Below are 22,849 nucleotides of genomic sequence, written 5' to 3' on the forward strand. Positions count from 1 at the left end.
GTTTCTTGAACGATGAAGAAATTTTACGCGGTAATAAGTGGAATATTGGCTCTAGCTACGGGCTGCAACCAAACTACTAAAACCGAAAACGCTACTACCACTGCGGCTACCAAGCCTGCTGGCAGCGCCATGCTCGATAAAAAGGCCGATTGGTGGAAGGAAACCGTGGTATACCAGCTTTACCCGCGTAGCTTCCAGGACAGTAACGGCGACGGGGTAGGGGACCTCAAAGGCATTATCTCGCGGCTCGACTATCTCAAAAGCATCGGCGTGGGCACCGTGTGGCTGAATCCCATTTACGCCTCGCCCAACGATGACAACGGCTACGATATCAGCGACTACCGCCAGATAATGCCGGAGTTCGGCACGATGGCCGACTTCGATGCGCTGCTCCAGGGCATGCACGCCCGCAGCATCAAGCTGGTGATGGACCTGGTGGTGAACCACAGCAGCGACGAGCACGCCTGGTTTAAGTCGGCGCGGGCCTCGCGCACCAGTCCCTACCGCGATTACTACTACTGGTGGCCCGCCGAAAAGGGCACGCCCCCAGCTCGCTTCAGCACCTTCGACGTGAAGCACGACGCCTGGCAATACGACGCGCCCACCAAGAGCTACTACCTGCACTACTTCTCCAAAAAGCAGCCCGACCTGAACTGGAACAACCCCAAGCTGCGCCAGGAAGTGCACCGAGTCATGCGCTTCTGGTTGGATAAGGGCATCGACGGCTTCCGCATGGATGCCTTCCAGTTTGTAGCTAAGGACCCCAGTTTCCCGGCTATTCCCGGTGTCACGCAGGCCACTTTCACCAACGCCTACAACCACGGCCCGCGCCTACACGACTACCTGCAGGAGATAAACCGCGAAGTACTAAGTCACTACAACGTGATGACCGTGGCCGAAGGCGCGGGCCGCAACGTCACCGAGGCTATGCTCTTCGTGGACCCCGCCCGTAAGGAGCTCGACATGACCTACACCTTCGACGGTACGGGCGTGGGCAGTGATGCCGATACCTACAAACTCACCGACCTCAAGCGCGTATTCACGCGCTGGGACAGCGCCTTTGCCCAGAAAGGCTGGCAGGCCATCGACCTAGGCAACCACGACCAGCCGCGCATGGTGAGCAAGTTCGGCGATGACCGCCCGGCCTTCCGCGCCGCCTCGGCCAAGCTGCTCAATACCTTTTTGCTGACCATGCGCGGCACGCCTTACTGCTACAACGGCGACGAACTGGGCATGACCAACAGCCAGTTTAAGGGCATTGCCGACTACCGCGACCTGGCCGCCCGTAATGCCTACGCGTTGCTCAAGCAGCAGGGCGGCGACGAAGGCGCGTTTTTTCACTCGCTCCAGCGCTTCTCGCGCGACAACAGCCGCACGCCCTTCCAGTGGAATACTACCGCCAATGCCGGTTTTACCACCGGCACGCCGTGGCTAAAAGTCAACCCGAACTACGCAACCATCAACCAAGCGGCCGAAGAAAAAGACCCTAGGTCGGTGCTCAACCACTTCCGCCAGGCCATTGCGCTACGCAAAGACCACGCGGTGCTGGTGTACGGGCAGTACCAGCTGCTGGACGCGGACAACCCCGATATCTACGCCTATACCCGCACCCAGGACGCGGAGAAAGTATTGGTGGTGCTCAACTTCTCATCGGCCCCGCGCACCTGGCGCCTACCCACCGGCCTAAAACCCACCGGCGAGCCTTGGCTCAACAACTACCCCACGCTGAAAATGGACGCTGCGCTGGCGCTGCAACCCTGGCAAGCAGTGGTAATCAAGTTGCAGTAAAACAAGAAGATGCACTAAATTCGATTCGCTTTCTTGAAGATTAAGCACCTTTTTTTATTCGGCACGCCTGCCGGTTGCCAGGCTAAGAACAAGTAATACAATTTTAACATTTCCTAAGCAGGAGTAGCGAGAGAAAGCTTTACAGCCTATACCTTTACCGCACTCGCGCTCAATCAGTCAAGAATAGCCGTTGTCGCAAGCGCATCCTGGAATCGTTTTCAGGAATCGTTTGCGGACTTTCAAGGCTCTCAAAGTTGTTTCTATTTCCCCACCCTTTACTTTTTTACCCATGCGTAACAGCAGTTACTCAGGCCATTACTCCTTCGAGCAGCCGGCGCGCCGGTCCGTTCTGAGCGGTAAGCTACTCCTTCTCACCCTTTTTCTGCCTATCACCGGCTACGCCCAAACCGCTCGCCAGGTAACGGGTAAAGTGCTTGACGGCACCGGCGGCGGCTTGCCCGGCGTCACGGTGCTCGTGACGGGCACTAGCATTGGCGCCAGCACGGGCGCCGATGGCAGCTTCCAGCTGCAAGTGCCTGCTACGGCTACCTCGCTCACAGTTTCGTTCGTGGGCTACGCTAGGCAGACAGTGACCATTACGGGCAAAAATGCGGTTACCATAACCATGAAGGACGATGCCCAGGCACTCGGTGACGTGGTGGTAGTGGGCTACGGCACGGCTCGTAAGCAGGACGTAACCGGTGCCGTAGCAGTATTGGGCGAGAAGGAGTTTAACCGCGGCACCTTCACCTCGCCCGACCAGCTCATTCAAGGCCGCACCTCGGGCGTGCAGGTGACCAACAGCAGCGGGCAGCCCGGCGGGGCGGCCACCATCAAAATCCGGGGCAACTCGGCCGTGACGGGCTCGGGCCAACCCCTGTACGTAGTAGACGGCGTGCCGCTCGACGGGCGCTCGGCCCGCCCGGGTCTGGTAGCCTCGACCGACGTGGGAACGGGCGCCGACAGCAACCCGCTCAACTTCCTCAACCCCGACGATGTGGAGTCGGTAACGGTGCTCAAGGATGCATCGGCCACGGCTATCTACGGCTCGCGAGCCGCTTATGGCGTTGTGCTTATCACCACTAAAAAGGGGAAGACGGGCGCCCCGGTACTGGCCGTGGGGGCCTCCGGCGGCTTTTCGACCCTGCTGCGCCGACCTAAGTACCTGGATGCCGGCCAGTACCGCCAGGCCCTCACGTACTACGGCGTGAGCAACGGCGACAAGGGTGGCGACGCCGACGCGCTGAAGGAGATTCTGCGCACCGGTACCCTGCAAAATTACAACGTGGCCATGAGCGGTGGCAACGAAACGGGGCGCTACCGCCTCTCCATTGGCTACCTCGACCAGAATGGCATCGTGCGCAAAACGGGCTTCCAGAAGTTCAGCGCCAACCTCTCGACCAACCTGCAGTTTCTGGAAAGCAAGAAGCTAGGGCTCGACGTGAACATTGCCACCAGCCAGTTTAGGGAGAAGCTAGCCCCCATCACGACGGATGCCGGCTTCCGGGGCTCGCTCATCGGGCAGGCCTTGCAGTGGAACCCCACCCAGAACCTGCGCAATGCTGACGGCTCGCTCTTCATTCAGGCTGGCGACGTGGTAAACCCAGTGGCCGCCCAGGAGCTGTACAACGACAATTCGCGCGTGACGACCATCCTGGCCAGCGCGGCGCCTTACTATAAGTTTACCGACTGGCTCCAGTACCGGGCGCTGGTGAGCGTGAACTACAACACCGGCGAGCGGCGCACTTCCATCGACCAGCGCCTCATCAACTACCCCGGCATTGAAGGGCAAGGCTTTGCCAGCATCAGCCACAACGAGCTGCTGACGCAGCAAATGGCCCATACTCTGAGCTTCAATAAGCAGATAACCAGCAATTTTAACCTGAACGCGCTGGTTGGCTACGAGTACACGAAGTTTGCTAATTCGGGCTCCAACCTCAACGCCTACGGCAACCGGGACGCCGGCGGCTTCGGCTCGTTTGGCCTCGACTACACCAACTATATCCAATACTCGGGCACCGGCAACCGCGGTATATCGTCGTTCGTTGACCCCTCATCGGCGTTGCAATCGGTGTTTGGCCGGGCCATTCTTAACTTCAAGGAGCGCTACGTATTCACCGGTACGCTGCGCCGCGACGAAAGCACCAAGTTTGGTCCTAACAATCGCGTGGGCTATTTCCCCTCGTTTGCCGCGGCCTGGGACCTAGGCCAGGAAGCCTTCTTCCCGGCCGAGCGCCTGAGCCAGCTCAAAGTGCGGGCGGGCTACGGGCGCACCGGCAACCAAGAGTTTCCGGCCGGCTCGGCCCAGTACCGCTACACCCTGGACAACAACGGCGCCCAGTCGCCGCTCAACGACCGCAACGACGACCTGAAGTGGCAGTCGGATGCCCAGTACAATGCGGGTATCGACATCGGGGCGTTCGAGAACCGCCTCACCTTCTCGGCCGACTATTTCTACAAGACCACCACCGACCTGCTGTTCCCGACCACGCCCGGCGAGCCCCGGCCTGCCAACGCGGCCATTCGCTGGGAAAACCTCGACGGCAAAATCGTTAACAAAGGCGTTGAACTTAGCCTAACGGCCGCCATTGTGCGCAACGATAAAGTGGATGTGGGCTTCAACGCCAATGCTACCTTTATCCGCAACGAGGTGTCGGACCTAGTGGGGGCCGCCATTCCGACCGGCGCTATTAACGGCCAGGGGCTGTCGGGGGCCCTGGGCCAGAGCATTCGCAATGGCTATCCCATCAATGCTTTCTTCCTGCCCCAGTACAACGGCCTGACTGACCGCGGCCTCAACAACATCGGCGCCATCGTGTACGCCGGCAGCCCCAACCCCCGCACGCTGCTGGGCATGGGCCTGAACGCCCGCTACAGCAAGTTCTCTGTAGTAGCGAACATGACCGGTGTGTTTGGCCAGATGATTTACAACAACACCCTCAACGCCATTGGCGCGGTGGGAGGCATCGGGGCCGGCAAAAACATTGCCCTCTCTACCTTCGAGAATCCGGTTAAGGAATCTACCGGCAACCCGACGGCCGCCTCCACGCGCTACTTGGAGAAGGGTAACTACCTCAAGCTCTCCAACCTGACCTTCTCATACTCCATCGGCGATGTGATAGGCTTCATGAAAGGGGCTCGCATTTACGCCACCGGGCAGAACCTGTTCGTGATTACCAAATACACGGGCTTCGACCCCGAAATCAACACCATTAAGCAGGGCGCTAACCAGGTGCCTTCGGTCGGCATCGACTACCTGGCTTACCCCAGCGCTCGCATCTTCACGTTCGGCGTCAACTTCTCTTTGTAGCACTCTCTTCCATCACCCACCATGCGATATCTTAAAATCAGCGGCGCGGCGGCCGTACTGGCGCTGCTCCAGATAACCAGCGGCTGCGCCATCGACGAGAAGCTGGGAGGCCAGCTCACCGAGGACCAGATTCCGAAGGGCGACCCTGCATCCCTCCTTCAGGGTGTCTATAACTCGCAGCGCGACCCTATTCAAGGCTGCGTCAGCGTATTTGCCCTCGAAGAAGTGTCCACCGACGCCCGTATTATGCCCACCCGCGGACCCGACTGGGATGACAACGGCAAGTGGCGCGCCCTCTACAACCACACCTGGGATGCTCAGAACGAGCGGGTGCGCGATACTTACACCCAGCTCAACGGCATCATTTATGCCTCCACCGATTTGCTGCGCTTTTCGCCCACTGCTCAGCAGCAGGCCGAAGCCCGATTCTTGCGGGCCTGGGCCAGCTTCCTGGTGCTTGACCTCTACGACCAGGTGCTGTACCGCGAGCCGGGCGAAACCCTGAGTATGCTGGCTCGGGTGCGGAAGGGTACGGAAGCCCTTACCTACATTATCAGCGAAATCACAGCGGTGCAGGCCAGTCTGCCCGAAGGCCGCGCCGGCCAGGCCAACAAGGACGCCGCCCGCGTGCTGCTGATGAAGTGCTACCTCAACCGCGGCGTGTACGCCAACCGGCAGGCCCCAACCTTCGCGGCGGCCGACATGAACCAGGTGATTGCCCTGGCCGACCAGATTATCAGCAGCAACAAGTACACATTCACGACCAACTTCTTCGACAACTTCGCGCCCAACAACACCGCTATTGGGTCGGAAAACATCTTCACCCAGGAAAACACGTTCGGTAACAGCGGCCCCACGCGCGACTCCTGGAAATTTGTGTCGCACTACAACATGCTGCCCGTCAACGGCTACAACGGCCCGGCTACTACCGCCGCATTCTACGACCTGTTTGAGGCGAGTGACAAACGCCGGGGCGTCGCTTACCAAACCGCTAGCGGGCCGGCCAATCCCGGTGGCCGCATCAACGTGGGCTTTCTCATAGGCCAGCAGTATAACCTGACAACCGGCGCCGCCCTTACCACGCGGAGCGGGGCCCCGCTGTCCTTCACTAAGGATATCAACCTCTTCGAAACGGGCTCGGACCTGGAAGCCAAGGGCATCCGGCCGATGAAATACCCGGTCGACTACGTGAGCGAGGCCAAAGGCGGCAACGGGTGCGAGAACGACCACGTAAGTTTCCGACTAGCCGATGTGCTGCTGATGAAAGCTGAGGCTATCTTGCGTGGCGGTACTGCTACCAGCGCGGGCAACTACGGCAACACCGCGCTGGCCATCGTTAACACACTGCGCACTCATCCCTCGCGTGGAGCCAGCGCCTTGACTTCGCTCAACCTCAGCACCTTACTCGACGAGCGCGGCCGCGAACTGTACGGCGAGTCGTGGCGCCGGCAGGATATGATTCGGTTCGGTACGTTTTTGCAGGCGCGCAAAGACAAACCTCAGAGCGACCCGAAATACCTCATCTATCCTATTCCACAGACGCAGGTAGACGTGAACTCGAACATCACGCAGAACCCAGGCTACTAAGGTACCAAGTAGCCCTTACCCACTAAAAAAGCCCACCTACTAAACTAGCAGGTGGGCTTTTTTAGTGGGTAGCAATCAAAACCTAACCTAGGGCCGGGCTTCTAGCTCCCGTATCCAGATATTACGGAAGCTGTCGGGCTCGCTCTTGTCGCCGTGCGACTGGAGCTTGATGGGCGAAGCGCCGTGCGCCTGCCGGTAGCCGGCCGGGCCGATGTACTGCGTGGGACCCGCCAGCTCCACGTTGTTTTGCACCACGATGCCGTTGAATATCACCGTGACGCGGGCCGGCGTGGCTACCGTGCCATCGGCCTTGAAGGTGGGGGCCAGCCACACTACGTCGTAGCTCTGCCACTCGCCGGGCTTGCGGGTGGGGTTGGCCAGGGGCACGCGCTGCTTGTAGATGCTGCCCGCCATGCCGTTCACGTAGGTCTTATTATTGTACGAGTCCAGAATCTGCAACTCGTACCCTAGGTCGCCCTTACCAATTGAAGCCAGGAAGAGACCGCTGTTGCCGCGCGCCTGCCCGGTGCCGGTGATGTTGGCCGGCACGCGCCACTCTAGGTGCAGCTGGTAGTTGGTGAAAGACTTCTTGGTTTCGATGTTGCCAGTGCTCTTGTCCACGGTAAACGCGCCGCCGGCCACTTTCCACTTGGCGGGCGTTGTGCCGTCCTCCGTCATTACCCACTGGCTGAGGTCTTTGCCGTTGAAGAGCACGAGCGCATCGGCGGGCGGCGGGGCCAGGTTGGGGGTGGCGGCCACTACCTTTGGCACGGGCTCATATACTTCGGTGTCTTCGGGCTTGCCCTGCGGCTGGGTTTGTGCGTAGGCCGCGGCGCTGACGAGCAGCGCAGCGGGGAGAAAGAGTTTCTTCATGAGGTGAGTGGGGATAAGTAAACAGCCTGAACCGGGCGCAATGCCCGGCCCAGGCTGAAGGGTAGGTTATTTCTAGGTGGCGTACGGGCCGCCTACACGTCGCAGAGGCGCACGGCCTGCCGCAGCGAGGCCAGCTTGTCTGGTTGCTTCGGGATGAACTCCTGGGCTACGTAGCCCTGAAAGCCGGTAGCCTTGATGGCGCGCATAATGGCCGGGTAGTTCAGCTCCTGGTTGTCGTCGAGCTCGTGGCGGCCGGGTACGCCGGCCGTGTGGTAGTGCGCGATGTAGGCGTGGTTATCGGTGAGGGTGTGAATGACGTCGCCCTCATCAATCTGCATGTGGTAGATGTCGTAGAGGAGCTTAAAGTGCTCTGAACCTAGACGCTTGGCCAGCGCCACGCCCCAGCTGGTACGGTCGCACTGGTAGTCGGGGTGATTGACTTTGCTGTTGAGCAGCTCCATTACCAATACTACTTTGTGCTTGGCGGCCAACTCTACCATCGGCTGCAAGCCTTTCACGGCGTTGGTCAGGCCCACCTCGTCCGTCATGCCGCGGCGGCTGCCGCTAAAGCAAATCAGGTTGGTATAGCCGGCCGCGGCCACCTTCGGAATCATGGCCGCGTACTGCTTGTGCAGCTGGGCATGAAAGCGCGGGTCGTTGAAGCCGTCGGTCAGGTTGATTTCGGCGCCGTTGCACATCGGTGAGTCGAGGCCGTGCTTTTTGAGCGTGGGCCAGTCATTCGGCCCTACTAAGTCGATGCCTTTGATGCCCATTTCCTTGGCCTTTACGCACAAGTCGTCCAAGGGCATGTCTTGAAAACACCAGCGGCAAACCGACTGCTTGATGTTATTGAGCAGCGGCGCAGCTTCGGCCGCGGCGGTTTGGGCGGTTTCCATAGAGGAGGCGCTGGCGGTACCCAGCGCGCCTAGGGTGGCAGTGGTGGTAAGCAGGCCCTTGAGTGCCGCCCGGCGATTGAAATTTTTCATGCTTTTAAGGAGTAGCGGCTAACCGGGTGCCACGGCCGAGGCTTCGCCGTAAGCCACCGGAGCTTCGGTCGAGTCGGTGGCCACGGCCGCGTTGCGCTCGCGGAAGAACAGCAGGAATAGCACCAGCACTACGGCCGCGATGGCAGCCGGAATCAGCCAAATCATGCGCCAATCGTGGGCACCACCGGTCAGCGTGTTTTTATCAAAAATATCGCCCGAAAGCAGCGTGCCAATCAGCATGCCGACCCCGTAGGTAGCCAGCGTGATAAAGCCCTGGGCCGAACTCTTGAAACGCTCGCCGGCCAGATTATCGGTATAAATCTGGCCCGTTACGAAGAAGAAATCGTAGCATACGCCGTGCAGCACGATGCCCGCAATCAGCATCCAGTAGTTGTCGCCGCCGTTGCCGTAGGCAAAGAAGATGTAGCGCAATACCCAAGCGCCCATGCCGATGGCTAGCATTTTCTTTACTCCCAACTTGCTGAAAAACAGCGGAATAGCTAGCATAAATAGCAGTTCCGATACCTGGCCCATGCTTTGAATAGCGGCGGCGCCCTTCATCCCTACTTCGTTGAGGAAGGGGTTGGTGAAGCCGTAGTAAAACGCCAGCGGAATGCAGATGGCAATGGACGCCAGGAAGAAAATCAAGTACGAGCGGTTCTTGAGCATCCCAATAGCTTCGAGGCCCAGCAGGTCACCTAGAGAGCTCGACTGCCCGCTCTTAACGGGCGGCGTGGCCGGCAGCGTGAAGCTGAACACGCCCAGCAGCGCCGCGGCGCCCGCGGCCATTAAAAAGGTAGCCTGCAAAGCGTTAGTCTGCTCCCAGTTAAGCCAGCCGATGGTGAGGCCCGCCACAATCCAGCCCAGGGTGCCCAGCACCCGCACCTGCGCAAATTCCTTCTGCGGGTTCTGCATTTGCCGGAAGGCGATGGAGTTAACCAGCGCCAGCGTGGGCATGTACAGAATCATGTACGTCAGAATGTTGGGGTAGAAGCTATTAAAATCGGGGGACGAGGAGGCGCGCCACAGCAGCAGCGCGCCCGCTAGGTGCAGCACGCCCAGGATTTTCTGGGCCGAAAAGTACCGGTCGGCAATCAATCCTACGATAAACGGCGCCACGATGGCCCCGATGGACTGCGTCAGAAAAGCCACCCCGACCTGCGTGCCCGATGCGTTTAGGTTGTGCAAGAGGTACGTTCCGAGCGTCACAAACCACGCGCCCCAGATGAAAAACTCCAGGAACATCATGATGGACAGCTTAATCCGAATAGCAGTAGACATGGGCAAAAGGGTGGGTTAGAAAAAAGTAGGACCTAGGCGGTAAGACCCAGCGTAGTCGGGCGATTACTTGAGGCTCAGTACGTAGCGTATCATCTCCTTAGAGTCGCTCTCCGATAGGCCGGCGTGCGGTGTCATGGCGATGTCGCCCCAGTTGCCTTTGCCGCCGCTGATAACCTTCTTGGCCAGCATCGCGACGTTCGCATCAGTTGAGGGGTACTTGAGGGCCACGTCGTGGTAGGCTGGACCCAGCAGCTTTTCGCGCTCGCGGTGGCAGCTGCCGCAGTCGGAAGCGGCTACTAGCTGCGCGCCCTTTCCAGCGGGCTTGCCCACCGGGGCCGTGCCGATTTTGGAGGCATTGGTGTCCACCTGCATCTGGTGGTCGACGGCCGAAAGGCGGGTGCCCGCCGCGCTGTCCTGCGTGAGCGGGGTAGGGGCATCCTTAGCCTCGGGGTTTTCCTGGCTGTTGGCGCGCTCGGTGGCCGTCATTTCGGCCTTTTTCTCGGGAGTTGAGGTGCAGGCCGCCAGTGTGGCGCAGCAGCTCAGTAGCAGCAATACTTTCTTCATAACGTGGTTCAGAGACAATTAAAGACCTAGGAGCTTCCGGTTCGCCGCCTCGCCGCCGCCCGAGGCGACAAAGTCATCAAAGGCGTGGTCGGTGACGCGGATAATGTGGTTTTGGATGAACTGCGCGCCTTCGCGGGCGCCGTCGGCCGAGTTTTTGAGGGCGCATTCCCACTCCAGCACGGCCCAGCCGGGAAAGTCGTACTGCGCCATTTTGCTGAAAATAGCCTTGAAATCAACCTGCCCATCGCCCAGTGAACGGAAGCGCCCGGCCCGGTTCAGCCACGACTCGTAGCCGCCGTACACGCCCTGCCGCCCGGTGGGGTTAAACTCGGCATCCTTGACGTGGAACATCTTGATGCGCTCATGGTAGATGTCGATGTGCTCCAGGTAGTCTAGGCATTGCAGCACGTAGTGCGAGGGGTCGTAGAGCAAGCAGGCGCGCGGATGGTCGTTGACCTCGGTCAAAAACCGCTCGTAGCTGATGCCGTCGTGCAGGTCTTCGCCGGCGTGCAGCTCGTAGCAGAGGTCCACTCCGCAGGCATCGAACTTATCCAGGATGGGCAGCCAGCGGCGGCCCAGCTCCGCAAAGCCTTCCTCGACCAGTCCGGCCGGGCGCTGGGGCCAGGGGTAGAGGTAGGGCCACAGCAGCGCCCCGCTAAACGTAACGTGCGCCGACAAGCCCAGCCGCCGCGACGCCTTGGCCGCGTACTCCAGCTGCTGCACCGCCCACTGCTGCCGGGCGTGCGGATTGCCGCGCAACGTCTCGGGCGCAAAGCCATCGAACAACGTGTCGTACACGGGATTCACAGCCACGAGCTGGCCCTGTAAATGGGTCGAAAGTTCGGTGATTTCCAGACCCGCGGCCTGCACTTTGCCTTTCAGCTCGTCGGCGTAGGTCTGGCTTTCGGCGGCCAGCTTTAGGTCGATAAAGCGACTGTCGAGGGTAGGCAGCTGCACACCCTTGAAGCCCAAGCCGGCAGCCCAGGCGCAGATGCTTTCCAGGCTATTAAACGGCGCCTCGTCCCCAATGAATTGGGCCAGAAAAATAGCGGGTCCTTTGATAGTTTTCATACGGGGCAGCTACACAGTAAATTCGGTCCACTTCTGGTCGGAGTGGCCCGAGGCAATGACGTTTTCAATGAAGGCCATGCCGCGCACGCCGTCCTCGATGCTGGGGTAGTCCAGGGCTTCGGGCGGGGCGGGCTGGCCAGCTAGCTCGGCTTGCAGTGTGAGGGCGAAGTTGCGGTAGAGGTTGGCGAAAGCTTCTAAGTAACCTTCGGGGTGGCCGGCGGGCGTGCGGGTGTTGTGGCGGGCGTAGGAGCCCACGCTGGGCCCGCCCGTGCGCCAGATTTCGGTGGGCCGGTCGAGCCACTTCACCAGCAAGGTGTTGGCATCGGCCTGCATCCAATCGAGGCCGCCTTTTTCGCCGTAGATGCGAATGCGAACGTTATTCTCCTCGCCAGCTGCTACTTGCGTAGCCACCAGTACGCCGCTGGCCCCGTCGCTGAGGCGTAGCAATACCGCACCATCGTCATCAAGCCGGCGGCCTTCGACCACCGTGTTGATGTCGGCGCAGAGCTGCTCGACGCGCAGTCCACTCACGTACTCCAGTAGGTTAAAGGCGTGGGTGCCAATATCGCCCATGGCGCCCGCCACGCCGCTCTTGGTCGGGTCGGTGCGCCAGGCTGCCTGCTTGTTCTCGCCGCCTTCCTCAAACTTGCTGAGCCAGCCCTGCGGATATTCTACGTACACCTTTCGGATGCGCCCTAGGGTGCCCTGGGCCACCAGTTGGCGGGCCTCCTTCACCATGGGGTAGCCGGTGTAGGTATGTGTGAGGCACAAGCGGCGACCGGTGGCGGCCACTACGGCGGCCAGCTCTTTGGCCTCGGCCAGCGAAAAAGTCATGGGCTTATCGAGTACCACGTCGAAGCCGCTTTCGAGCGCCAGCTTGGCCGGCGCAAGGTGTAAGTGGTTGGGCGTCACGATGCTTATAACCTGCACCCGCTCGGCGGCGGGCCGCGCCTGCTCTTGCGTAATCAGGTCCTCGTAGGAACCATACACGCGGTCGGGCGCCAGGCCCAGTAGATGTCCAGTGGTGCGGGAGGTATCAGGGTTGCTGCTGAAGGCCCCGGCCACTAGCTCATATTGGCCATCGAGGGCCGCCGCCAAGCGGTGCACCGCGCCGATAAAGGCGCCCTGCCCGCCGCCAATCATACCTAGGCGTAGTTTATTCATGCGGTATTAATATTATTTGCTACTGCTCAACGCAGCGCTTCACCCCTATGGGTAAGGCGCTGCGTTGAGCAGTAGTCAGAACCCAAAATCAGGTAGTGGCCCAGGCGCGGTCGCCTTTTTTGTAGGGTACGTTGCCGTCGTATTTGCCCGGTACGGGCAGGTAGCGGAGCACCTGCGTAGCGCCGACCTCCGACGTGAAAAAGCCCAGCAGCGTCAGCTCCTTCACCATGCGAAAATAATGGTTGGGCTGCTCGGGCGTCTTGGTTTTGCCGTAGTTTTTCTGCTCCGCATCGAGGGCTGTGAGTAGGGCCGTGCGCTGAGCGGGTGTGCTCTCCAAAAAGCCTTTGCTGTTCTGCTTCTGGCTGGCAGCTTCAAGCTTACCCAGACCGTCCATGAAGATTTGCTGGTCTTCGGGTTTGTAGCAGTCGCGCACCATCACGGCCATGAATGAGCCTACGTTGGCAGCCTTGGCGCCCGGCGTTTTGGTGGCGGGCAAAATGGTGTCGGCCACCTCAGTGAGGTAGGCGGTTTGCTCTGGCGTGAGGGACTTGAAGTTGTTGGCTGCGGCCTTATCCTTCGTGTCGCCGGCCTGCTTGTCGGAGGCGGCGGGGCTGCACCCGGTCAGGAAATAATCGCCCCCAATCACGGCACCGCCCATCAGCAGCGCTACCCGGGTTAGGGCATCTCTTCGGTTCATCATGGCTAGGTAATTGAGGGAGTTAGACGTTCTGTTTTTTCAATTCACTCACGGCGTGGTTTACGGCGCGCGCCGTGAGAGCCAGGTAAGTAAGCGAGGGGTTCTGACAGCCTGCCGAGGTCATGGCGGCCCCGTCGGTCACGTACACGTTGGGTGCGTCCCACACTTGGTTATGCTGATTGAGTACCGACGTTTTGGGGTCGCGGCCCATACGCGCGGTGCCCATTTCGTGGATGCCGCCACCTAGGGCGTAGGGGTTGTTGTAGGTCTTCACGTTTTGCAGGCCGGCGGCTTCGAGCATCTCCTTGGCGTCGGCCATCATGTCGACGCGCATCTTCAACTCGTTGTCGCGGATAACGGCGTCCATCGCCAACACCGGTAGGCCCCACTTGTCCTTCTTGGTTTTGTCGAGCGTAATCTGGTTGTCGTGGTAGGGGAGGGTTTCGCCAAAGCCGGTGAGGCCCATGGTCCAGCCGCCTGGTTCGCTGAGGGCGTCCTTGAGGTCGCCGCCAATGTTCATCTCCGCGATTTCGCGGCTCCAGCCCTGGCGGCCGGCGCTACCCTGGTAGCCAAAGCCCCGGATGTAGTCGCGCTTTTCACCGCCTAGGTTGCGGAAGCGCGGCACGTAGATGCCGTTGGCGCGGCGGCCATACACGTATTTGTCTTCATAGCCGGGCATTTCGCCGCTGGCGCCAGCCCGGAAGTGGTGGTCCATCAGGTTGTGGCCTAGCTCACCGCTGCTGCTACCTAGGCCGCCGGGCCACACGTCGGTGGCCGAGTTCATGAGTACCCAGGCCGAATTGAGGGCCGAGGCGTTCACGAAAATGACTTTGGCGAAGTACTCGTAGGTCTTGTTGGTCTCCGAGTCCAGAATCTCCACGCCCTTGGCCCGCTTGGTGTCCTTGTCGTAGATAATCTTGGTAACGATGGAGAACGGCCGCAACGTAAGGTTGCCGGTAGCCATGGCCGCCGGCAACGTGGCCGATTGCGTGCTGAAATAAGCCCCAAACGGGCAGCCCAGCCAGCATTTGTTGCGGTACTGGCAGCTCACCCGGTTGTTGTGCGATTTGGTGATGTTGGCCGTGCGGCCAATAATCATGTGGCGCTGCTCCTTGTAGTGCTTCTTGATGCGGGCGGCCACATCCTTCTCCACGATGTTCATCTCCATAGCCGGCATGTAGTCGCCATCGGGCAGGTGCGGAATGCCGTCGCGGTTGCCACTGATGCCCGCAAACTTCTCGGCGTGGCTGTACCAGGGCGCCAGGTCTTTGTAGCGAATGGGCCAGTCCACGGCCACGCCATCCTTGGCGTTGGCCTCAAAGTCGAGGTCGCTGAGGCGATAGCTCTGGCGGCCCCACATCAGCGAGCGGCCGCCCACGTGGTAGCCCCGAAACCAGTCGAAGGGCTTTACCTCCACGTAGGGGCTTTCCTTCTCATTCACCCAGTAGCTGAGGTTGGCTTCGTTGAGGGTGTAGTCGCGGCTCAGCACCGGGTGGTCGGCTACCATCTGCTGGGTGCGGCCGCCGCGGTGGGGTAGCTCCCAAGGCGCTTTGTTGGCGTTTACATAGTCCTTGATGTGCTCTATGTTGCGGCCTCTTTCGAGCATGATGGTCTTCAAGCCCTTCTCGGTCAGTTCTTTGGCGGCCATGCCGCCCGAGATGCCAGAGCCAATGACGATGGCGTCATAGGTGTACTTTTCCATTGGAAATAGAGTGGGAATAAGGTTGGTATTTAGTGATTAGTGGCTAGCGGTTAGCAATGAGTAAGTACTAACTACTCATCACCAAACCCTAATCACTAGCTACACCAGCGTGCGCTTGATGTAGGCCACGCTTTGCTTAATACTGTCGAAGGGCGAGCCAGGCGTTTTGTCCTGCTCCACAAAGAAATACTGCATGCCGGCCAGCTTGGCCTGGGCGAAGATGCGCTTGAAGTCAATCGAGCCATTGCCCACTTCCGTAAAGTTGCGCTCAGCCGTCTTGTCCATGTCCTTCACGTGCCAGAGCGGGAAGCGGCCGGGGTGTTTCTTAAACAAGGCCACCGGGTCTTGGCCGGCCTTGGTGGCCCAGTACAGGTCGAGCTCCATTTTCACCAGGTTTTTATCGGTCATGCCCAGCAGCGTGTCATAGGGCATCTTACCATCCTGGGCCTGAAATTCGAAGTCGTGGTTATGGTAACAAAGCTGAATACCAGCCTTTTTGCAGCGCTCGCCGGCCTTGTTCAGGTGCTCCGCAATCTGCTTGTAGTGGTCGAGGCTGCCGCGCTCGCTGTCCAGGAGGTAGGCGCACACCATGTACTTGACGCCCACCTGGGCCGCGTCGTCCACGGCCTTGTCCCAGCCGTGCAGGATGGTACCCTGGGTGGGTTGGCCATTCTGCTGCGCCTCGCCCAGCACGTAGTGGCTGCTGGGCATGATAAGACCATTCTGCTTGAGCACCTGGGCAAAAGCGGCCGGCTCCATGCCGTAAAACTTCTGGGAGCCAGTGTAGGTGGCGCCCTCCACCGAGTTATAGCCGAGCTGGACTATCTTGGCCAGCGTGCCCGCTGGGTCTTGCTGCATCGCCTCGCGCACCGTATAAAGCTGCAAACCAATGTATTGCTTGGAAGCAGCCAGGAGGCTGGGGCTAGTCAGTACGCCAGCGGAGAGCAGCGCGGCTGACTTGACGAACGCACGTCGGGAAGTCATGGTGGTGGGGAGTAAGTGGAAGAGCAAGGGCAGGCGAAAGAGCAATTAAATACCCGGCAGTTGCAGCAAGCTGTTGCTTGCGATGCTTTTATGGCTGCTTGGCTAAATAGCTTCCCTCGATAAGCACGCTAAATGTAGGGCCTAGGCAGCAATTCTGCATGCACTACCCGTCGAGCTGATGAGTGAGTACTAGCTCAGTAGCTTGCACTTCGGTCCGAAAACGATTGCGATATGTTTTCTAGCGCCCTGAAGATGAATGGGCTACACTATCTGGGTAGAGTAATTCTGCCCGCTATTGACTTCATAAGCAGGACAATAAGATAGTGTGCGAAATTTGATTCGTTTAATAAGATACCGGAATAATTCCCTCCTTAAATGTTGCTCTAGGTGCGCCGGCTGTGCGAGCGGGGGCCACGGGATAAACGCAACTAGCCGAAGCTTTGTCGCTGAGCGGCGGGGGCCACGACAAAACTTCGGCTAGTGCACAAGGGCTGCCTGGGGGGTAGCCTAAGCCACGGGTTGTGCCGTAAAGCCAGCTTCTTCTACCAACGCCACAACCTGGGCGGCGGGTAGGTCGGTAGTCACGGTCAGGAGCTTATCAGGGTTGGCGGTGTCTACTTGCCACGCAGTGATGGCGGGCTCGGCGTTGAGAGCAGGCGTAATGGCACGCAGGCAGTTGGCGCAGTTGATGGTGGTTTTGAACTGTTGGGTTGGCATAGAAAAGTCAATTAAAGCCCCGCAAGGACGAGCGGCGGCTAGCCTATAAACAGGTAAGCCGCCAGTTTTGTGCGGCTAGGGCTATTCTGCCGCGGGCAGCACCGTACCGCGTACCTCGCCCAGGCCGATGCGAATGCCGCTGTGCTCGGCGTAGCCGCGCAAAATTATCGTATCGCCATCGCGCAGGTAGCTCAGCTGCAAATCGTTGGGTAAGGCCAGCGGCTGGGTACCGCCGTGCGTTAGTTCGAGCAGGCAGCCCAGTGAGCCGGGCGTGGGGCCGCTAATGGTGCCCGAGGCGCAGAGGTCGCCCACTTCGAGCGGGCAGCCGCCGGCGGCGTGGTGAGCCAGCTGCTGGGCCATGCTCCAGTAGAGGTGGCTGGTGCTGGTGTGACTGATGACGAACGGGGCCGCCGTGGCGCCGGCCGGTAGCAGCAGCACTTCCAGCTGAATATCAAAGTGGTGCTCGCCCGAAGTTTGCAGGTAGGGCAGGGGTGTAGGCTCCTGCGCCGGCCCGGCCACCCGGAAGGGCTCCAGCGCGTCGAGCGTCACGACCCAGGGCGAAACGCTGCTGGCGAAGTTCTTGCCTAAAAACGGCCCCAGCGGCTGGGCCTCCCAGCGCTGCACGTCGCGGGCGCTCCAGTCGTTAAAGAGCAGTACGCCAAAGATGTGGCTTTCGGCTTGGCCCACGGGCACCGTCTCGCCTAGGGCCGTGCCCTGGCCGACCACGAAGGCTGTTTCCAACTCAAAATCGAGCTGCTGGGTGGGCCCAAAAACCGGCTCGGTCTGGCCCGACGGCAGGTACTGGCCGTGGGGCCGCCGGATGTCGGTGCCGCTCACCACGATGGAGCTAGTCCGGCCGTGGTAGGCCACCGGCAGGCGCGACCAGTTGGGCAGCAGCGGGTTATCGGGCCGGAAAAGCAGGCCTACGTTGGTGGCGTGCTCGCGGCTCGAGTAGAAGTCGGTGTAGTTGGCGGGCTTTACGGGGCGCAGCATGGTTACGTCGCGCTGGCGCAGCAGGCAGGTGCGCACGGCCAGCTCGTTGTCGCGCAGGGCGGGGTTGTCGTGGCGCAACAGCTCGCTCACGCGCTCGCGCACTGCCCGCCAGGCCGTGGGGCCGAGCTTTAGAAAGGCATTGAGCGAGCGCCGCCGAAACACTTTAGGCAGCGCCGCGCCCAGCTCGGGCACGTCGTCAGCCACGCTGTCGAAGTAGCCGAGCTGGGCGCAGGCATACAAATCGAGCGCGTAGCCGCCGATAGCTACCGCCAGGCGTGGCCCCCAGTCGGGCACGTCAATTATTCCAAAAGGCAGGTTCTGAATTGGGAAATCGTCGGTGGGCCGGATGTCAATCCAGGAGCGTAGGCTAGGGTCGTTGGCGGGCGAAGCGGGCATAGGAAGCAAAAAAAAGCTAGCGCGAACCGGATAGTTCGCGCTAGCTAGGCAATACGCAAGCTAAATGGCTGGTGTTGGTTCGTTAGTCGAGTAAACCTGCGGGCTCGCCGAGTCCGCGGTGCGCCTTAGCGGGCCTCGACGGCCGTAATCTCGGGCACGGCCCGGCGCACGGTGTCTTCGAGGCCGGCACGGGTCATGGGCGACATGGGGCAGGCGCCGCAGGCACCTTCCCACTCCAGCTTCAGCACGCCTTCGGGCGTAATCTCGGCCACGCGCACGTTGCCGCCATCGGTGGCCAGGTAGGGGCGCAAGCCATCTAAGGCTTGCTCGACGCGGGACAGAACAGTATCCATTTTAGGTAATTAGCAATTAACAATTAGTACTGAACAGCGAAATAGAAAACATCGTGCAGTAGGCAATTCAACCAAAGCGAATAGCTTACTGTTCAGAATCCTCTACTGAGCGTTCATTGTGACGATGGTCGTCTTGGGGGCTACGTTGTTGCGAATGCTGACCTGACGGGCCAGGCTTTCGGCTAAATCTCGGAACGTAGCCGCTTCTGGCGAAGTTACGTCGGCTAACACGGCCGGGCGGCCTCGGTCGCCGGCCTCACGCACGGCCTGTATCAGCGGCAGCTGGCCAATGAGCGGCACCTGGTGCTTGTCGGCTAGGCGTTGGCCACCGCCTTCGCCAAAGATATAGTATTTGTTGTCAGGCAGTTCGGCAGGCGTAAACCACGCCATGTTTTCGATAATGCCCAGCACTGGCACATTGATTTGCGGCTGGCGGAACATCTGCAAACCCTTCTGGGCATCCATCAGTGCCACGGGCTGCGGCGTGGTTACGATGATGGCGCCGGTCACGGGTACCGTCTGCACCATAGTCAGGTGAATGTCGGAGGTGCCGGGCGGCAAGTCGAGTAGCAGGTAATCGAGGTCGCCCCATTCTACCTCCGTAATGAACTGCTTGAGCGCCGACGAGGCCATTGGCCCGCGCCACACGATGGCATTTTCGCCGGGCGCCAGAAAGCCGATGCTCATCAGCTTCACGCCGTATTGCACGATGGGCTGAATCCGGTTTTTGCCCTGCTGGTCTTGCAACACGTGCGGCCGGGCGTCTTCCACGCCAAACATCATGGGCATGCTAGGGCCGGAGATGTCAGCGTCAATCAGCCCGACTTTGGCGCCGGTGGCGGCCAGCGCCACGGCGAGGTTAGCGGTTACGGTGCTTTTGCCCACGCCGCCCTTGCCCGAGGCAATGGCGATGATATTCTTCACGCCGGGCAAAATGGTGTTGTTGTTGCGCATGGTGGTCACGCGCGACGTCATCTGAATTACCACATTGGCGTCTTTGTCCACCATCGTGTGCACGGCGCGCTCGCAGGCATCGTGGATGAGCTGCTTGAGCGGGCAGGCGGGCGTGGTGAGCACCACGGTGAAGGACACCGTGCGGCCTTCTACCTTGATGTCTTCCACCATGTTGAGCGTAATCAAATCCTGCCCTAGGTCGGGCTCTTCCACGAAGCTTAGGGCGTGGCGGACGGCTTCTATCGTTAGTTCGGGCATACTGGGCAACTGCGCCACCTAGGGCGCAAGCTGCAAAGGTAACCCGCGCCGAGGGGTAGGGGTTTCCAAATAGCGTAGCACAATGCGTAAATCAAAAGCGCCCCGACTTTTGCAAAAGCCGGGGCGCTGAAATCAATTAGGCCGCCGTGCTAGAATCGCAACGAGAAGGTGCCATTGGTGACGATAATAGTGTTGCCGCCTAAGTCGCCAGTCCATCCCCAAAAGCTGAAGGTGCCGGCCATTGTACCAGTAGTTTCGTCATATTGCGTGATAACTAATGGATTATCGGTAGTGCGGTCACGGTAAACTTCGGATGCGCCAACCGTAGTGCGCCAGTACTCGGCCAAGCTCAGCGTGTAGCTGCCCACGCCGGAAAAGCCGTTGTTTCGTCTCAAGGATACCTCATCCGTCTGGTTGCCGTTGACAGACCTGCCTTTTATATAGAGCGTACCGCTCTGCCCAACTTGCCGGTTGATAGTGCCTGCTGTAATGGTGGCGGTATAAGTTTGCCCACCCGTGGTCCAGCTCATGGTGCCGCTTTTGACAATGCCATCGGAGGTGGCTTGCACGGTGCCAAGGGCCGTGTTTTGCCCTGCTACCACACTGGTGCTTACGCTGGCCATAGGTTTATAGCCGCTGGCCATCGTGAAACTAAGCGTGTACTGCCCCGCTACTAGGCCGCTAAAGCTAAAGGCCCCGGTAGCAGCGTCGGGCGTAGCTGAGAAGCTGAGGCCAGTGCTGTTTTGGGCCGTGACCTTTATAATGCTGCCAACTGGGCTTACCGTGCTGCTTAGGTTGCCCGTAGTAGGCGTAGCCGGCTCGTCTTTTTGGCAGCCCGATAGTAGAGGAGTAGCCAGTACTGTCATGAGTAGGAAGCAGCGGAAAAGGTGTTTCATAGCAGGGAAGATGAGTAGCGGATGAACAAAGGTAAATATAGTGTAAAGTTTTTATTCGCTGTAATATTTTCGTCCGATAAGTGTGTGCATAAATTGCAAATTATTAATTATTTGCAGCAATGCTTAGGATAATAGGCTGTTGCGAAGCCAACAACTATGTCATCCTGTTCCGGTATTTAGCCTACCAGAAATTATCCTTCACGCCAGCGTACATAATCAATACGGATTGAGCACACAGTAAAAAAGCCGTAGCGACTGCTACGGCTTTTTTACTTATGTTTCACGCTGATTTGTTTACCCCGGCCGCCCCGGTTCCTCTGAGCTTAGCAGCCCCGCCGGCACCTCCAGCTGGCCGCTGTGGAAGCCAATCAACCCGTTGCGCTCGTCTTCGATGTTGGTGGCCTGAGTATACACGTCGCCCGCGATGGGGCGGGCGCGCAGCTCGCGCTTGAAGTCGCGGATGCTGTTGGTGCGGGCCTCGGCATCGGCGGGGCCGCCGTAGTCACTGAAGCCGAAGCCGCCCCACTCGCTCACCAGCAGCGGGCGCTGGCCGCGGTAGAAGTAGGGGTCGCCCACCACCAGTGGGAAGGCAGCCGTGCCGTCGAGCTCGCCGTGGATGAGGCGGTCGAGCAGCTCGCGCCAGCGCCCTAGGTCGGGGGTGTAGAGGTGGGCCGTGAGCAGGTCCGACTTTAGCTGGCCCTGGTACGAAATGTGGTGCCAGCCGTCGTTGTCAATCACCAAGAACTGCGGGTGCGCCAGCTGCATAAAGTTGTACATCTGCACGATGTAGCGCTGGGTGGCCGGGTTGGTGGCGATGTCCTGGGCGCCCCAGTCCTCGTTATACAGGCTCCAGATGACGATGCTGGGGTGCGTTTCCATCAGGCTCAACATGCGGAGCAGCTCAGCGCGGTGGTTTTCGCGGCTGCGCGGGGTGCTGCTGTGCGGGCTGGGCACTTCTACCCAGAGGAGCAGGCCGAGCTCGTCGGCCAAGTTGTAGATGCGGGGGTCGATGCCCGCGATGTGCACGCGCACTAGGTTGCAGCCCAGCTCCTTCATGGCGTGCATGTGGCGCTGCATCTCGGCAAAGGTGGCAGTGCCAGGCTGGTAAAGGATGCCGTCGAGGTAAATGGGCTCGTTGTTGAGGTACACCTTGCGGCCGCGGGCCTCGATTTTGCGCATTCCGAAGCGCGCCTCAATCTGGGCCACGTAGCCGGTGCTATCGATGAGCTGGGCCACGAGGCGGTAGCGGTGCGGGTTTTCGGGGCACCACACTTCGGCCCCCAGCACCTCCATCGAGAAGCGCTGCTCGTGCTGGCCGGCGGCCAGGTGCATAGGAAAATCGGAGGTCGCCAGCGGGGCTTCGTCCGGCGTAGCGTCGGGCTCAAAGACTTGCAGGCGCACCACGTAGTCGGCTGCATCGTGGATGCGCAAAGTCAGGTTGAAGCGCACTAGGCTATCCTCAATCGTACTCACCACGCCCACCCGCGAGCGCAGGCGGTTGCGCTCCACGGCCTCGAGCCACACCGAGCGCACGGCGCCCGAGTGCGTTTGGTACCAGATACCGCCGCGCTTGTACACGTGCGATTCTTGCTTGCCGCGGGTCGTTTCGGCGTCCATCGTGTCGGCAATGCGCACGGTGAGGCGGTTGGTGGCGTGCAGCAGCTCTTCGGGCAACTCGTAGGTGAAGGAGGTGTACTCGCCGTAGTGCACGTCTTCGCCCTCGATGGTGCGCAGCAGCACGCCATTGAGCCAGACGCGCGTTTCGTAACCGCAGGCCCCGAAAGTGAGCTGAATCAGGCGCGACTTATCGCCGCTGGCCACCTCTGGCAGCGGAAACTCGCGCTCGTACCAGGCCACTATTTTGTCTCGCCAGCCGGCATTGCCCTCCGTAGCGTGGGCCGATTCGATGTGCTCCTCAATCGAGCCCGGCCACTGGGCCGTGAAGCGGTAGTCGTGGCCCTCCTGCCACTCTTCAATCAGGCCCGCGTCGTCGGCGTCGAGGGCAAAGCGCCAGGTGCCATCGAGCAAAAAATGGGTGCCCGTGCGCAGGACTGCGCGGGGCAAGGAATTATCGGTTTCGGCCGTCGAGTCGGTGCTGGGCGGGGCCGACAGGCCGTAGTTTGATTGGGTGAGGTCGTCCATCAGGGAAGGTAATGGGAATAGCAGAATGGGTAAGTAACAGTCTGCGGGCGCCGAATGATACGACACCCGCGGTGACATAGCGCGGCTGGTACAAACGCAAAACCCTGGCCAAAAATGGCCAGGGCCTGGTACC

General features: G+C 60.0%; 18 protein-coding genes. 3 read left to right on the plus strand and 15 right to left on the minus strand.

Annotation, left to right across the window (positions count from 1 at the left end; translation table 11 throughout):
• The first annotated feature begins 12 nt into the window (after positions 1–12).
• The 3 genes from ACFSDX_RS09275 (at position 13) to ACFSDX_RS09285 (ending at position 6,685) form a co-directional block, all read left to right on the plus strand.
• A complete protein-coding gene (locus ACFSDX_RS09275; protein WP_382313062.1) occupies positions 13–1,788 on the plus strand; it encodes a glycoside hydrolase family 13 protein in 1,776 nt (591 codons plus the stop codon).
• 289 nt (positions 1,789–2,077) lie between these two features.
• Positions 2,078–5,098 (plus strand): SusC/RagA family TonB-linked outer membrane protein, encoded by a 3,021-nt coding sequence (locus ACFSDX_RS09280; protein WP_382313063.1) that lies wholly within the window; start codon positions 2,078–2,080, stop codon positions 5,096–5,098.
• A 21-nt stretch (positions 5,099–5,119) separates the two neighbouring features.
• Positions 5,120–6,685, plus strand: coding sequence for a RagB/SusD family nutrient uptake outer membrane protein (locus ACFSDX_RS09285; RefSeq protein ID WP_382313064.1), 1,566 nt, complete (start codon positions 5,120–5,122; stop codon positions 6,683–6,685).
• Positions 6,686–6,772: 87 nt separating this feature from the next.
• On the opposite strand, the gene ACFSDX_RS09290 is transcribed toward ACFSDX_RS09285, so the two are convergent.
• The 15 genes from ACFSDX_RS09290 to ACFSDX_RS09360 form a co-directional block, all read right to left on the minus strand.
• The gene (locus ACFSDX_RS09290) at positions 6,773–7,558 is read right to left on the minus strand and encodes a 3-keto-disaccharide hydrolase (RefSeq protein WP_382313065.1); all 786 of its coding nucleotides are present in this window, start codon (positions 7,556–7,558) and stop codon (positions 6,773–6,775) included.
• A gap of 92 nt (positions 7,559–7,650) precedes the next feature.
• The gene (locus ACFSDX_RS09295; RefSeq protein WP_382313066.1) at positions 7,651–8,544 is read right to left on the minus strand and encodes a hydroxypyruvate isomerase family protein; all 894 of its coding nucleotides are present in this window, start codon (positions 8,542–8,544) and stop codon (positions 7,651–7,653) included.
• Between the two features lie 18 nt (positions 8,545–8,562).
• Entirely contained in the window at positions 8,563–9,825 is a 1,263-nt protein-coding gene (locus tag ACFSDX_RS09300) for a nucleoside permease (RefSeq protein ID WP_382313067.1), read from the minus strand.
• Between the two features lie 63 nt (positions 9,826–9,888).
• Positions 9,889–10,389: a c-type cytochrome gene (locus tag ACFSDX_RS09305; protein ID WP_382313068.1), complete on the minus strand. Its 501-nt coding sequence runs from the start codon at positions 10,387–10,389 to the stop codon at positions 9,889–9,891.
• A gap of 18 nt (positions 10,390–10,407) precedes the next feature.
• Positions 10,408–11,460: a sugar phosphate isomerase/epimerase family protein gene (locus ACFSDX_RS09310; protein ID WP_382313069.1), complete on the minus strand. Its 1,053-nt coding sequence runs from the start codon at positions 11,458–11,460 to the stop codon at positions 10,408–10,410.
• A gap of 9 nt (positions 11,461–11,469) precedes the next feature.
• Positions 11,470–12,624 (minus strand): Gfo/Idh/MocA family protein, encoded by a 1,155-nt coding sequence (locus ACFSDX_RS09315; protein ID WP_382313070.1) that lies wholly within the window; start codon positions 12,622–12,624, stop codon positions 11,470–11,472.
• 88 nt (positions 12,625–12,712) lie between these two features.
• A complete protein-coding gene (locus ACFSDX_RS09320) occupies positions 12,713–13,324 on the minus strand; it encodes a gluconate 2-dehydrogenase subunit 3 family protein (protein ID WP_382313071.1) in 612 nt (203 codons plus the stop codon).
• 19 nt (positions 13,325–13,343) lie between these two features.
• Positions 13,344–15,023 carry a GMC oxidoreductase gene (locus ACFSDX_RS09325; protein WP_382313072.1) on the minus strand — a complete coding sequence of 560 codons (1,680 nt, stop codon included), beginning with the start codon at positions 15,021–15,023 and terminating at the stop codon, positions 13,344–13,346.
• A 99-nt stretch (positions 15,024–15,122) separates the two neighbouring features.
• Positions 15,123–16,007 (minus strand): sugar phosphate isomerase/epimerase family protein, encoded by an 885-nt coding sequence (locus tag ACFSDX_RS09330; protein ID WP_382313073.1) that lies wholly within the window; start codon positions 16,005–16,007, stop codon positions 15,123–15,125.
• A gap of 507 nt (positions 16,008–16,514) precedes the next feature.
• On the minus strand, positions 16,515–16,724 hold the full coding sequence (locus ACFSDX_RS09335; RefSeq protein ID WP_382313074.1) for a heavy-metal-associated domain-containing protein: 210 nt from the start codon (positions 16,722–16,724) through the stop codon (positions 16,515–16,517).
• 81 nt (positions 16,725–16,805) lie between these two features.
• Positions 16,806–18,113, minus strand: coding sequence for a fumarylacetoacetase (fahA, locus tag ACFSDX_RS09340; protein WP_382313075.1), 1,308 nt, complete (start codon positions 18,111–18,113; stop codon positions 16,806–16,808).
• A gap of 125 nt (positions 18,114–18,238) precedes the next feature.
• Entirely contained in the window at positions 18,239–18,466 is a 228-nt protein-coding gene (locus ACFSDX_RS09345; protein WP_382313076.1) for a NifU family protein, read from the minus strand.
• A 102-nt stretch (positions 18,467–18,568) separates the two neighbouring features.
• Positions 18,569–19,678 carry an Mrp/NBP35 family ATP-binding protein gene (locus ACFSDX_RS09350; RefSeq protein WP_382313077.1) on the minus strand — a complete coding sequence of 370 codons (1,110 nt, stop codon included), beginning with the start codon at positions 19,676–19,678 and terminating at the stop codon, positions 18,569–18,571.
• Positions 19,679–19,827: 149 nt separating this feature from the next.
• Positions 19,828–20,574 (minus strand): carboxypeptidase-like regulatory domain-containing protein, encoded by a 747-nt coding sequence (locus tag ACFSDX_RS09355; protein ID WP_382313078.1) that lies wholly within the window; start codon positions 20,572–20,574, stop codon positions 19,828–19,830.
• Between the two features lie 294 nt (positions 20,575–20,868).
• Complete coding sequence (locus tag ACFSDX_RS09360) at positions 20,869–22,716, minus strand: glycoside hydrolase family 2 protein (RefSeq protein ID WP_382313080.1); 1,848 nt, start codon at positions 22,714–22,716, stop codon at positions 20,869–20,871.
• Positions 22,717–22,849: the final 133 nt, after the last annotated feature.

Source organism: Hymenobacter bucti, from assembly GCF_042681145.1.
Classification (GTDB): Bacteria; Bacteroidota; Bacteroidia; order Cytophagales; family Hymenobacteraceae; genus Hymenobacter; species Hymenobacter bucti.

What these genes read in the sequence shown, in the direction of transcription:
- ACFSDX_RS09355 (WP_382313078.1), bottom strand. Translation starts at nt 20,574, where the DNA reads ATGAAACACCTTTTCCGCTGCTTCCTACTCATGACAGTACTGGCTACT.
- ACFSDX_RS09360 (WP_382313080.1), bottom strand. Translation starts at nt 22,716, where the DNA reads ATGGACGACCTCACCCAATCAAACTACGGCCTGTCGGCCCCGCCCAGC.
- ACFSDX_RS09280 (WP_382313063.1), top strand. Translation starts at nt 2,078, where the DNA reads ATGCGTAACAGCAGTTACTCAGGCCATTACTCCTTCGAGCAGCCGGCG.
- ACFSDX_RS09285 (WP_382313064.1), top strand. Translation starts at nt 5,120, where the DNA reads ATGCGATATCTTAAAATCAGCGGCGCGGCGGCCGTACTGGCGCTGCTC.
- ACFSDX_RS09335 (WP_382313074.1), bottom strand. Translation starts at nt 16,724, where the DNA reads ATGCCAACCCAACAGTTCAAAACCACCATCAACTGCGCCAACTGCCTG.
- ACFSDX_RS09325 (WP_382313072.1), bottom strand. Translation starts at nt 15,023, where the DNA reads ATGGAAAAGTACACCTATGACGCCATCGTCATTGGCTCTGGCATCTCG.
- ACFSDX_RS09320 (WP_382313071.1), bottom strand. Translation starts at nt 13,324, where the DNA reads ATGATGAACCGAAGAGATGCCCTAACCCGGGTAGCGCTGCTGATGGGC.
- ACFSDX_RS09275 (WP_382313062.1), top strand. Translation starts at nt 13, where the DNA reads ATGAAGAAATTTTACGCGGTAATAAGTGGAATATTGGCTCTAGCTACG.
- ACFSDX_RS09350 (WP_382313077.1), bottom strand. Translation starts at nt 19,678, where the DNA reads ATGCCCGAACTAACGATAGAAGCCGTCCGCCACGCCCTAAGCTTCGTG.
- fahA (WP_382313075.1), bottom strand. Translation starts at nt 18,113, where the DNA reads ATGCCCGCTTCGCCCGCCAACGACCCTAGCCTACGCTCCTGGATTGAC.
- ACFSDX_RS09295 (WP_382313066.1), bottom strand. Translation starts at nt 8,544, where the DNA reads ATGAAAAATTTCAATCGCCGGGCGGCACTCAAGGGCCTGCTTACCACC.
- ACFSDX_RS09345 (WP_382313076.1), bottom strand. Translation starts at nt 18,466, where the DNA reads ATGGATACTGTTCTGTCCCGCGTCGAGCAAGCCTTAGATGGCTTGCGC.
- ACFSDX_RS09315 (WP_382313070.1), bottom strand. Translation starts at nt 12,624, where the DNA reads ATGAATAAACTACGCCTAGGTATGATTGGCGGCGGGCAGGGCGCCTTT.
- ACFSDX_RS09290 (WP_382313065.1), bottom strand. Translation starts at nt 7,558, where the DNA reads ATGAAGAAACTCTTTCTCCCCGCTGCGCTGCTCGTCAGCGCCGCGGCC.
- ACFSDX_RS09305 (WP_382313068.1), bottom strand. Translation starts at nt 10,389, where the DNA reads ATGAAGAAAGTATTGCTGCTACTGAGCTGCTGCGCCACACTGGCGGCC.
- ACFSDX_RS09300 (WP_382313067.1), bottom strand. Translation starts at nt 9,825, where the DNA reads ATGTCTACTGCTATTCGGATTAAGCTGTCCATCATGATGTTCCTGGAG.
- ACFSDX_RS09330 (WP_382313073.1), bottom strand. Translation starts at nt 16,007, where the DNA reads ATGACTTCCCGACGTGCGTTCGTCAAGTCAGCCGCGCTGCTCTCCGCT.
- ACFSDX_RS09310 (WP_382313069.1), bottom strand. Translation starts at nt 11,460, where the DNA reads ATGAAAACTATCAAAGGACCCGCTATTTTTCTGGCCCAATTCATTGGG.